Origin of the sequence: Candidatus Agathobaculum pullicola (genome assembly GCF_052117205.1) — a bacterium.
GTDB lineage: Bacteria > Bacillota > Clostridia > Oscillospirales > Butyricicoccaceae > Agathobaculum > Agathobaculum pullicola.
Genome location: NZ_JBQKJP010000036.1, coordinates 19,227 through 30,422, shown reverse-complemented (window position 1 = coordinate 30,422; position 11,196 = coordinate 19,227). Strand labels below are relative to the sequence as shown.

Genomic DNA, 11,196 nt, shown 5'->3' with positions numbered 1-11,196 from the left:
CGCCAAGCAGCTCGCTATCCATAATCGCCACTCCAACAACTTTCCCATGAGGCCTCTAGGTTGGTTTTCTCCCTTAGAGTTCTCTGTCCAATATGTTTGACAAACCTACATGTTTCCATAATGAAACTCTATGCTTGTATTTCCCGTGCATCCGTCAAGAAATCCACTTTATACACAGAACTTTCCACAGCCCCTCTGGGGATAACCCTGTGTACAAAGTGGATAACTTTCAGTAATTGACCCCACAAGCACCCTAATTCCGTGGGGAAGCTGTTTACGGATTGTAATATTGCCTGTGGAAAGATCCATCAGGGGATAATTCGGCACACAGCGCGGCAAACTGAATCCGAGGATACTTGTGCATAAAAGGAGGAGCAATATGGCAGAGGAAAATCCAACCATTCAGGCGCCGGAGGAAAACAACATTGCCGAAACCGGCTCTATCACGGCTAAGACTTCACGCGGCACGGTGCACTGCATTACCATCGTCGGCCAAATTGAAGGGCACATGGAACTTCCCGCGCAAAACAAGACAACCAAATACGAGCACCTGATTCCGCAAATCACCGCGGTCGAGCAGGCCGAGGAAATCGACGGCATGCTGATCCTTCTCAACACGGTGGGCGGTGATGTGGAAGCGGGTCTTGCCATTGCCGAGCTGATTGCAGGCATGACCAAGCCGACCGTCTCTCTTGTGCTGGGCGGCGGTCACTCCATCGGTGTTCCGTTAGCAGTCGCGGCAAAAAAGAGTTTTATTGCCGCTTCAGCCGCAATGACCATCCATCCTGTGCGCATGAATGGTACGATTATCGCTGTGCCGCAGGCGTTTGAATATCTTTCTAAAATTCAGGAGCGGATTGTGGATTTCATCACCGGACATTCGCACATCACCGCCGCGCAGCTTCAGAAGCTGATGCGCGAAACCGGTCAGCTGACCGCGGATGTCGGCACAGTCATTTCGGGCAAGCAAGCAGTTGATATCGGTCTGATCGATGCCGTCGGAACGCTTTCCGACGCGCTCGATGCGCTGTATGACATGATAGGAAAAACGCCCGAATCCTGACGCAATAACAAAGGCCCCGTCACCAGACGAGGCCTTTTACTTCCAAATTTCCATAGATTCTCTTTTCCCAGCAGGATGTTTCCCGCTGTATTTATTTTTTCTGCACGGACGGATTCTATTGATTCCCCTTCCGTTATCCTGCCACGGCGTTTGCCATCCGCACCGGAATGAAACCATGCTCCAGCCCGTTTTCGCAGTTTTATGAAGCTATCCATTTTGACCGGCGATGCTTTTCCCCTATTCTGAAAGTCAAAAGCCCGGCTTGTTACGATACAAACTGATATCTTCGACCGACTGCTTCTCTTTCCCGCCTTTTACAGGAACTTCTATCCTATCGTTCACGGGAGTCACCCGACTGCGGTTCGTTTGGTAATGAATATTTTGGGTCGTTTACCATTCCTACATTCGGGAACTCTATCTCAATTTGTCGATGCGTCTCTTACTCGGCGGGTGATCGTTCGATTCTATTCCTGCTTACCCGAACCACTTTCAGCAAGTTTTGATATCATCTCAATCTTGTGCTCTGGCTCGCTTTTGCGGCATCATACTCATCAGTATGCCCATCGGCCATTGGATGCGCACTATTTTTGGTTTGGCAGGCATCGCTACGGATTCTTTTTCATTCGCCAACGCATCAAATTCAGGGTTCTTTCCTGCGCGAACCTTACTTTCCTGCTGCCTCGATCCACTTGCATCGTCAGTATGTTGCACGGGTGGATAGTACGAGGATAGCTTCCTCACAGGTGCCGTTCCTTACTTCATTGAGAAGTCGATCGCGCTTTTCAGGCGGTTCGTTTGAATTATCTGGAACTCGCTCATTTCTATAGCTATCACCTTGATCGTTTCGGTTACAGCGTCGCGGCGAGTCCCGCGAACGAATAGGATGTCTCTTCTGTTACCATTGGACTCACCTCTTTCTCCGGTTCTATTTGGCTATACGCCAATCCCCTCAGAATAAGAATGGGTTTCGCCTTTTTGTAAAGCCCCTGCTTTACTTTCCCTTTGGTGTTTGCCCTTATCTTTTCTGTGACATTATAATATCATCAATCTTGCATAACGTCAAGCGTTGTTTTTCGTTTTTTCATATTCATATTGCACAAAAGATATGCTTCTCTTTCAGCGTTTTCCCTCTTTTCAAGAATAGATGAATTTGCTATAATGGTATTGTTGGGTGCATTTTGTATCCAACGCAGATATCGTATCGAGAACGCTGTTCGGGGGGTCATTTCGACCCCCTTTTTTCAAAAGCGGTACAAGCAGAATGGGCATGTTCAGCCTTTATATGCCGACCCGCCTGTTTTTCGGTCCCCGCTCGGTTCAAAAACTGGCGCGCGCCCGTCTGCCGGAGGGCCGCGGTCTGATTATCACCGGCGGTACTTCCACCACTCGTCTGGGCTATGCCGCCAAGGTAGCCGACGCACTGGCGAAATGTTTTCGCTCAAGGCAATTGAATTGATTGGGCGTTCTCTTGCGACTGCCGTGCACGAAGGCGGCAACGACGACGCGCGTGCCGATGTCGTGCTGGCAAACACTTTGACAAGCTTTGCTGAAATGCTGTCCAGCTGCACGGCATCGGCCTGATTATGATTTCCAAAGCATATTGGAGCCGCTTTTTCAAGTCCTCTGGCGACAAACCGGTTGCCATCGCCCGTCGCTTGGTCATGCGGACGCGCAAAAACCGCAGGACTTTATCGCGGCGCTTGCCGACCTGCAAAAGCGCTGCAACGTCAGCACACTTCGCCTGTCAGGCTACGGCGTGCGGCCGGAGGATTTCGGCAAAATTGCGGATAACGCCATTGACACAATGGGCGGCCTGTTCCGCGTCGACCCACGCCCGCTCTTACGCGAGGATATTATTGCGATTATTGCGGAAAGCGATCAATAGCCGCCGATAAAGGAATACCGCTTCCATCGAGCAGGCCGGCCGCGCAAAGCTGAACACCCGACAAAGAAGCCTGCGATTGCAGGTTTTTTCTATTCCATGTGCGCCTGACGGCGTGAAAGGAGATCATCCGATGAAAAAATTGCTTCTGCTTGCCACTGGCGGGACCATCGCCTGCCGCGAAACCGAAAATGGTCTGTCACCCGCGCTGAGCGGCGCGGAGCTTGTGGACTTTGTGCCGAAGCTGCACGACTTTTGTACAGTGGACGTGCGCGACCTGATGCAGTTGGACTCCACCGACATGACCGCGGGAGATCGGCTGAATATCGCGCAAGCGGTGCGGCGTGACGCCGAACGGTACGACGGCTTTGTCATCGCCCACGGCACAGATACGTTAGCGTATACTGCCGCTTTGCTCTACCACCTACTGGCCGACCTTGCCAAACCAGTCGTGCTAACCGGCTCGATGCTGCCTATGGGAGCGCCGGATTCGGATGCTCCGTGCAATCTGCTGGATGCCTGTCGGGTCGCAGCCGACGGACACGCCGGTGTGGTTGCGGTGCTGAGCGGTAAAATCCTCGCGGGCAACCGCGTGGTCAAATTCCACTCGACGCAGATCGACGCCTTTCTTTCGGCGGGCATGCCACCGCTCGGCACGGTCGGTTCAGACGGCAAAGTACGCTGGGATGTTCCTGCTGCGCCGCCCGCGCAGACCGCTCCCGCCGCGCTTGACCCGCATATTCTGCTCGTCAAGCTCACCCCCGACCTTGACCCAACCTTTTTCGCCGCGCTGCACGGCTATCCCAAAGTGATGCTCGAGACCTTTGGTGCAGGCGGCATTCCCGTGCGGCTGGAAAGCGAGGTGCGCGCGCTCATTGCAAGCGGCACCCGCGTTTATATCACAAGCCAATGCATCGCAGGCGGTGTGCATCTGCATCACTATGCGGTCGGCCGCCGCGCGGAAGCCATGGGAGCCATCTCCCTTGGGGACCGCACTACCGAGGACGCACTCGCCGCGGTCATGTGCGGTGAAATCTGATTCACTCCATTCCATAGACCATTCAAATATATTAATATTGCATAAATATAATATATTTCTTTTGTGCTATTTGTATGTTCACTCCATTGTTTTCCACAAATAATAATGGTATGATATAGACAAATCATAGAAGAAAGAAGGCCGCAATATGAATCCGTTTGCAAAGGCGATCATCCGTATGAGCGAGTCCACTATGCAGAACAGCAGCTACGTCCGCGGTCTGTTCCGCACATACGGTATTCCGGTTTCCCGCAGCGACAATTCGTCGAAGGATTGATTCCTCCCGGGTTTTCCGATTGCATTTTATCGCTGTAAAGAAGGTTTTTTCCATGAATTCATATATTGCATCACTCGTCAGGATGAGCGCAGACGCAGTCCGGCAAAACGGTTGCGCACACATGAGCGGCAAATCTGCCCGCCATAGCAGCAAGGACTAAATATACTGCAAACATGAAACCCGACAGAAAGCCCATGCTTTCTGTCGGGTTTTTTGCATCTCAAGGCCGATTTTGAATATTTTCCCGGTAATACGCTTCAAATAAACGCATCATCAGACCCTTTCGACGGTTTTCTCCTATGTGGCGCAAATATTTCCAACAAGAGACCGCCGTAATCAGGCCACCAATCGTGCAAACAATGATGTCTCCCATCGTATCGCTCACACCGGTTAAGGCCACCTGCTGCGGGTCAGCGCCCGAAAACGACACCAGGTATTCCCAAATCTCCCACAGCACCGCGCTCATCATGGCAAACATCCATGTATACAGCGCGGCATTGAAGGCGTCCTTTGCATCGAGTGCATGGCCCGGCTTATTGGCAAAATACACCGCTGTCCCCAGCACCGCAAACAGAAAACCGGACAGGAAATGCAGAATCTTGTCCCAGTACGGAATCAGTTCGTACCCGCCGAACAGGCTTGCAAACGATACCGCCGCCAACACAAACCCGTCGAACACAACCTCGAGCAGGTAAACCGGCCGCAGATGGCACAGGCGATACAGCACATGCGGTACGGCGGGCAGCAAAAGCGCAGCCAGCACCAGCAGGCCGTTGTACACGGTCGCCTCCCGCACCATGCACAGCACCGCCGCGCAGGCCGTGAACATATAATAGAAGATCAGCGTGCCGTTCCGCACGCGGCGCATCCGTTGCATAAGTTGCTCCTTATTTATATTGCTGATACGCGGCAACCGCCAATTCATCGCAGCGGTTATTGTACGGATTATCCGCGTGACCCTTCACCCAATGGAACTGAACCGTGTGTTTATCCAATAAATCGAGCAATCTCCCCCACAGCTCCGGGTTTTTAGCCGGTTTTTTGTCACTCTTGACCCACCCCTTGGCGCGCCAGCTTTTCGCCCAGCCTTTGGTGATGCCGTCGACCACATACTTGCTGTCCGAATACAGGTCAACCGCGCACGGCTCTTTGAGCGCTTCGAGCGCGGTAATCACCCCGAGCAGCTCCATACGGTTGTTGGTCGTAGAAGGCTCGGAGCCGGAAAGTTCTTTCTCCTTCTCCCCGTATTTCAAAATCGCGCCCCAGCCGCCCGGCCCCGGATTGCCCGAGCATGCGCCGTCGGTATAGATCGTTACATTTTTCATGCTTCCTCCTATTATTCCGGTCGGAAAATGACAAAAGCCACGATATACCGTGGCTTTTGGGTTCTCTTATGCAATCACGCCAGCCGGCACTTCCACCTGCTCATAGACGATGCTAATGATGGAAAGAACTACCATCGCGGTTGCGCGGCAGATATGTACCAGATCGTCGTTGATGCCGTGATGACGGTCCGCAGCGCGGTACGCATCGTGCATCGAGCCGATGCGTGCGATCAGTGCGTCCACCGTTACCGGCGGAATGATCGGGCTGGCCCACTGCTCAAACTTATCCTCCGTCATGCGGCGGCGAATGACCAGTGCTACGCGCTTTTCGTACAGGTAATGTGCCAACAGATTGCGCTCATAGATATCATCGTTGTGCGGATAGGTAAAGAAATCGGTTATATAGTGGCAAATCTCGCCCAAATCCACCGAAAGCTCCCGCCCGTTGACCGGACCAATGGTATATTTTTCCGTGAACGCGCGAATCTTGTCCATCACCTCATCCATCATAATAGACGGGTTGTGACGCTTGGTCAGATAAGTGCCGGTCAAGTCCGGCTTCAAGTTGCCATATACAAAACCACTCGAATCAAATGTAACGCCGCAAATCTGCTCAACGTAATCCATCAACAGATGTGCAACGCGAATATGAGATACGGAATCCATCAGCAATCCTCCAGACGGAACGCACGCTTCTTAACATCATTTTAGTATACGGGGCGATTTGACAAAACCCCGAAAACAGATTTATTATACCACAACTTTTCCGCCTTGTCTTGTTTTTTTCGAAATTGTAACGAAAACAACACAATCGCTTTCTTCTTTGCCGGATTTTTAAACAAAATAACCATATTTTTGGTTATCTTGCCCGAAACGCCTCGCTGCGGAACTGAATTTTCCCCTCAAGTGCCTGCCGCAGCCGCTGGCACATCGCCTCGCGGTCTTGGTTGAGCGTGCCGGCAAGATTGACATAATTCGAGGCATGGTTTGCGCGGAACACGCTGCCCTCCGCATCGATATGCTCGAGCAAAATGAGAGTCTCATGCGCAATCTCAATCGGGTTCATCAGATAAAATCGCCCCTCCTGCCAGTCACGCATTAGAGGTGTTTCCAGCTCAAAAAGCAGCGTCAGCAGGCCGATATACTCCGGCTTCATGCGTGAGAGCGCCTCGGCGGTCTTGACGGCATGCTCTTGCGAAAGCTCGGTCGAGCCAAGGCCCGCAATGCAGGTGACCGACAGCTTCATACCCGCTTGCTTGACCATCAGGCCCGCGCGCACGATTTCATCCGCCGTTTCGCCCTTGTTGACGCGGCGCAGCACCTCGTCCGAGCCGGATTCCAGACCGAGATAGATCATTTCCAGTCCCAGTTCATGCAGCAGGTTCAGTTCTTCCTGCGTTTTCACCAGAATGGACGCGGGCGATCCGTAGCTGGTGACGCGCTCACACTCGGGAAATATCTGCCGGATATAGCGCAGAATTTCTGCCATGTGCTCGGCGCGCCACATAAGCGCGTCGCCGTCGGCCAGAAAAATGCGCCGAACATGCGGATACATGCGGCGCGCCTCATCAAAGTCACGCTTGACATCCTCGATTTTGCGCACACGGAAACGCTTTTCCTTATACATATCGCAAAACGTGCATTTATTGTGGCTGCATCCAATCGTGACCTGCACGATCAGGCTGCGCGCCTCAGAGGGCGGCCGAAATACGCGGCCTTCGTATTCCATCATGGGAGCCTCCTTATGTCCTGATAAAAACAGCGGGCGAAGGGGAAACCCTCCGTCCGCTGCCGCTTATTCTTCGGTTGCTTCTTCCTCAGAAGCCTTTTCCTCGGGTTTTTCCTCCGCGGTCTCCTCGTCCGCTTCCGATGCCCGCTCGTCGAACGAATCCTGATAAGCGTCATCTACTGCCGCGCACTCCTCTGCACAGGCGCAGGAAGCGCAGTCAGATTCCTCGCGCATCATTTGCTCCAGCTCATCCATCGCCTTCAGCTCGGCCTCATGGTAAACTTCCTCTTCGCGCTTTTTCTGAAGCAGCACAAGCGCCGCCGTCGCTCCGGCCGCACACGCAAGGCTGGTCAACAGCAGAGTCGCTTTGATTTTCGTCGAATTTTTCAAAGAATCCACTTCCTCTCAAAGTGATGCGGAATATTTATTTAACTTTATCATACACTTGCGGCAAAGTCAATGGCGGCATCCGGTTATTTACCCAGTTCATAGGCGCGCGCAATACATTTATCGTTTGCCTGCGCCAGCATATCGGCAAGGCCACACGCCTCGAGCACCCGCATCGCCTCAATCGTTGTGCCGCCCGGCGAACAGACCGCGCGTATCAGCTCCCCGGGCGTTTTGCCGCCCTCCAGCAGCATTTTCGCCGAGCCGATCATGGTCTGGCAGAACAATTTCAGCGCATCCGCCGGATCGATGCCGTGTTCCTGCGCGCTTTTGACCATCGCATCAGCAAAGGCATAGATGTAGGCCGGAGCGGACCCCGCATACGGAATGACCTCATTGAGCATATCCTCACGGTCAAATACCACCGTCACGCCCATGGTGTCGAACAGCGCGCGAATCCGTGCCAGCTGCGCATCGGTCGCCGCCTCGTTTTTGACCAGTTCGGTTGCGCCTTCGCCGAGCATGAGCGGCGTATTGGGCATTACACGGATAATCGGTGTGTCCGCGCCGAGCGCCCGCTCCATCTTAGCAAACGTAACCCCCGCCGCAATCGACACGACCAGCGGCTTTTCTCCGCTGTATTTGCCCAATACCGGCAAAATTTCATCAAAATTCTGCGGTTTAACGGCAAGCAGGACAGTTTCGCACGCGGTATAGACCTCGGTATAATTCCCCGTGACGGCATAGCCGCGGGCGTGGTGCGCTGCGCGCTTGTCCTCCCCGCGGTTGAACAGCAGCACCTGATCCCGCGCCAGCAGTCCGGCCCGCACCGCGCCTTCCGCTATCGCCATGCCCATATTCCCCGCGCCCAGCACGCCAAAACGGTATGTCTTCATGAAAACCCCTCTCTCCATTCTGATAGGCTGTTAAATTGATTATAGCATACCCGGCTTTTCCCTGCAAATACCTTGTGAAAAGCCCACTTTTGTGATACAATAGCTTCATTATTTTATTCCGGAGGAGAAAGAAACGTTGGCACGGTTTGTCCCGCACATCGGACTGCGGACCGTCAAGACCGGTCTTGCGGTGGCGTTGGCGCTGTTTTTCGCCGACCTGCGCGGCTCGACATCTTTGATTTTCGCCGCCATCGGCGCTATCAGCGCGATGAGCCGCACGGTGGGCGACGCCTTTGAAACCTGCCGCACCCAGCTGACCGGTATTCTGCTTGGCGCAGGATTCGGCGCGCTGTTCGTCAGTCTGCTTGCAAATTTTCGTTATATGGGAATCGGACTGGGGCTCATCGTGCTGATTCTGTTATGTGTCCGGCTGCGGCTGCAATTCGCTGTGCCGCTGTCCTGCATTGTGTTCGTTTCCATCTGTGTGTCACCGGCTGGCGACGCCTTTCAGTACGGCTTTAACCGCCTGCTTGACACGACCATCGGTCTTGCCACGGCACTGGTCATCAACATTACCATTAAGCCCTACAATAACAGCCGTCGTATTTCCGATTTACTGTGGCATTTTCAGCAGTCGGTACCCGCCTATGTCAGCGAACGTGTGCTGTACGGACGATATCCTGACCTGTCTCCGCTGGCAAAACAGCTCGAGCGTATTGCAGAGGAACTGACAATTTTTGAAAAGCAGCGTGCGTTCCACTCGCAAAGCCATGTCGAACAAACGGTCTTTCTCCGCGGCTGCGAAAAACTTGCGCAAAGTATCTGGCAGGAGCTGAACGCCCTGTGCGCGATGGACGAAAGGGGGCGTCTGTCGCCGGAAACCGCGAAGCGGCTGACCATATTGGGCCTGACCGCTCCGGACGATATCTGCACCGCGCCGCAGACCACAGCGGATATCGTCGGCAACTACCATCTGGATAATCTCCTGCGCGCATGGCAGTTCCTCGGCGAGTTCAACCTCACGGAATAGCGTTCCCGCCGCTTGGCGGCAAGGAAGAAAGAGAAAGAAACATGTAAGGGAGTAGTTTGCAAAACATGGAACAAAAATCAAGAAGCAGCTTTTCCAGCCGCATCGGCTTTGTGCTGGCAGCGGCTGGTTCTGCGGTGGGTCTGGGCAACCTGTGGCGTTTTCCGTATCTGGCCGCACAGTATGGCGGCGGCATTTTTCTGCTGGTGTATATCATTCTGGCGGTTACCTTCGGCTTTGCGCTGATGATTACCGAAATTGCTATCGGCCGCAAAACCCGTCTATCCTGCATTGGGGCGTACAAGGCGCTCGACCGCCGATTCGGCTTCCTCGGCTGGATTGCGACGTTTGTGCCGGTTATCATCACGCCTTATTATTGCGTCATCGGCGGCTGGGTCATGAAATATCTGTTCACTTTCCTGACCGGCAACGGTCTGACCGCAGCTGACAACGGCGGCTTTTTCAACGATTTTATCGGCTTTGACGCCGGCTCCATTCCGGCTACCATGCTGGATTTCAGCGGCCCGACGCCGTGGTTTTTGATTTATGTGCTGCTGACAACCGTTGTGGTCTTTTTCGGTGTGGAAAAAGGCATTGAAAAGGCCAGCCGCATTATGATGCCGGTGCTGGCAGTGCTGAGCGTGGTCGTGGCGGTCTACTCGCTGACCATTGACGGCGCAATGACCGGCCTAAAATACTATCTGCTGCCCGATTTATCGCAGTTCTCCGCCTCGACCGTGCTTGGCGCGCTCGGCCAATTGTTCTACTCGATGTCGCTGGCCATGGGCATCATGATCACCTATGGCTCTTATATGCAGAAGGAAAACCTTCTGGAACATTCGGTCACGCAGATTGAGATTTTTGATACGCTGTTTGCTTTTATTGCGGGCCTGATGATTATTCCCGCCGTCGTGGCATTTAACGGCGGCGACCCGTCCCAGATCAACAACGGTCCCGGGCTGATGTTTATTACGCTGCCGATGGTGTTTGAATCCATGCACTTCGGCTCCATCATCGGCACGGTATTCTTCCTGCTGGTGCTGTTTGCGGCGCTGACCTCTTCCATCTCGTTGATGGAAACCATTGTCTCGGTTGTGATGGACAAGACCTCACTCAGCCGCGCGCCCTCCACTTTGATTGTGGCGGCAATCGTGCTGTTGTTCGGTGTGCCGTCCTGTCTGGGCTATGGCCCGTGGGCGGGTATCACCATCATCGGCATGCAGTTCCTCGACTTTTTTGACTTTATCTCCAACTCGGTGCTCATGCCAATTGTCGCATTCCTGACCTGCATCCTGATTGGTCATGTCGTTGGCACCAAGGTTATCGCGGACGAGGTAAAGGAAGGCGCGGGTGCGTTCCACCGCGAAGCGCTGCACCGCGTCATGGTACGCTGGATCGCACCGATTCTGCTGGTGCTCATTCTCGCCACAGAACTTGCCACCAAGGTATTCGGCATCTTCACGATTTGACAAACGCACGCACCAAAAGAGGCTTTCCGATAGGGAAGCCTCTTTTTGCTACGCTTCCGCTGCTCTGAAATCCGTGCGTCTTCCGCAAGGATTTTACCGCAT

14 protein-coding genes are annotated in these 11,196 nt (G+C 53.6%); 8 read left to right on the top strand and 6 right to left on the bottom strand.

All coding sequences use genetic code 11. The annotated features are described in order from the left end of the window. Positions 1-379: 379 nt before the first annotated feature. The 6 genes from ACTQ3V_RS11735 (at position 380) to ACTQ3V_RS11710 (ending at position 4,261) form a co-directional block, all read left to right on the top strand. A complete protein-coding gene (locus ACTQ3V_RS11735) occupies positions 380-1,063 on the top strand; it encodes a ClpP family protease (protein WP_441467667.1) in 684 nt (227 codons plus the stop codon). A 1,267-nt stretch (positions 1,064-2,330) separates the two neighbouring features. Next, complete coding sequence (locus ACTQ3V_RS11730; RefSeq protein WP_441467666.1) at positions 2,331-2,519, top strand: hypothetical protein; 189 nt, start codon at positions 2,331-2,333, stop codon at positions 2,517-2,519. Further along, positions 2,516-2,644, top strand: a complete 129-nt coding sequence (locus ACTQ3V_RS11725) for a hypothetical protein (protein WP_441467665.1) — start codon at positions 2,516-2,518, stop codon at positions 2,642-2,644. The genes ACTQ3V_RS11730 and ACTQ3V_RS11725 overlap by 4 nt, the downstream gene beginning before the upstream one ends. Positions 2,645-2,663: 19 nt before the next feature. Continuing rightward, positions 2,664-2,948, top strand: coding sequence for a hypothetical protein (locus tag ACTQ3V_RS11720; protein ID WP_441467664.1), 285 nt, complete (start codon positions 2,664-2,666; stop codon positions 2,946-2,948). 130 nt (positions 2,949-3,078) lie between these two features. After that, the gene (locus ACTQ3V_RS11715) at positions 3,079-3,984 is read left to right on the top strand and encodes an asparaginase (RefSeq protein WP_441467663.1); all 906 of its coding nucleotides are present in this window, start codon (positions 3,079-3,081) and stop codon (positions 3,982-3,984) included. Between the two features lie 148 nt (positions 3,985-4,132). Further along, positions 4,133-4,261, top strand: a complete 129-nt coding sequence (locus ACTQ3V_RS11710) for a hypothetical protein (protein WP_441467662.1) — start codon at positions 4,133-4,135, stop codon at positions 4,259-4,261. A 220-nt stretch (positions 4,262-4,481) separates the two neighbouring features. On the opposite strand, the gene ACTQ3V_RS11705 is transcribed toward ACTQ3V_RS11710, so the two are convergent. The 6 genes from ACTQ3V_RS11705 to proC form a co-directional block, all read right to left on the bottom strand. Then, complete coding sequence (locus tag ACTQ3V_RS11705) at positions 4,482-5,138, bottom strand: DUF2238 domain-containing protein (RefSeq protein WP_441467661.1); 657 nt, start codon at positions 5,136-5,138, stop codon at positions 4,482-4,484. Between the two features lie 10 nt (positions 5,139-5,148). After that, positions 5,149-5,586, bottom strand: coding sequence for a ribonuclease HI (rnhA, locus tag ACTQ3V_RS11700; protein WP_441467660.1), 438 nt, complete (start codon positions 5,584-5,586; stop codon positions 5,149-5,151). A gap of 66 nt (positions 5,587-5,652) precedes the next feature. Continuing rightward, positions 5,653-6,252 carry a zinc dependent phospholipase C family protein gene (locus ACTQ3V_RS11695; RefSeq protein ID WP_441467659.1) on the bottom strand — a complete coding sequence of 200 codons (600 nt, stop codon included), beginning with the start codon at positions 6,250-6,252 and terminating at the stop codon, positions 5,653-5,655. 193 nt (positions 6,253-6,445) lie between these two features. Further along, positions 6,446-7,318 (bottom strand): radical SAM protein, encoded by an 873-nt coding sequence (locus ACTQ3V_RS11690; RefSeq protein WP_441467658.1) that lies wholly within the window; start codon positions 7,316-7,318, stop codon positions 6,446-6,448. A gap of 63 nt (positions 7,319-7,381) precedes the next feature. Further along, a complete protein-coding gene (locus ACTQ3V_RS11685) occupies positions 7,382-7,705 on the bottom strand; it encodes a hypothetical protein (RefSeq protein ID WP_441467657.1) in 324 nt (107 codons plus the stop codon). Positions 7,706-7,788: 83 nt separating this feature from the next. Beyond that, the gene (proC, locus tag ACTQ3V_RS11680) at positions 7,789-8,598 is read right to left on the bottom strand and encodes a pyrroline-5-carboxylate reductase (RefSeq protein WP_441467656.1); all 810 of its coding nucleotides are present in this window, start codon (positions 8,596-8,598) and stop codon (positions 7,789-7,791) included. Between the two features lie 136 nt (positions 8,599-8,734). On the opposite strand from proC, the gene ACTQ3V_RS11675 reads away from it, so the two are divergent. After that, entirely contained in the window at positions 8,735-9,628 is an 894-nt protein-coding gene (locus tag ACTQ3V_RS11675) for an FUSC family protein (RefSeq protein ID WP_441467655.1), read from the top strand. Between the two features lie 65 nt (positions 9,629-9,693). Further along, positions 9,694-11,094 carry a sodium-dependent transporter gene (locus ACTQ3V_RS11670; RefSeq protein WP_441467654.1) on the top strand — a complete coding sequence of 467 codons (1,401 nt, stop codon included), beginning with the start codon at positions 9,694-9,696 and terminating at the stop codon, positions 11,092-11,094. The last annotated feature ends 102 nt before the right edge of the window (positions 11,095-11,196 follow it).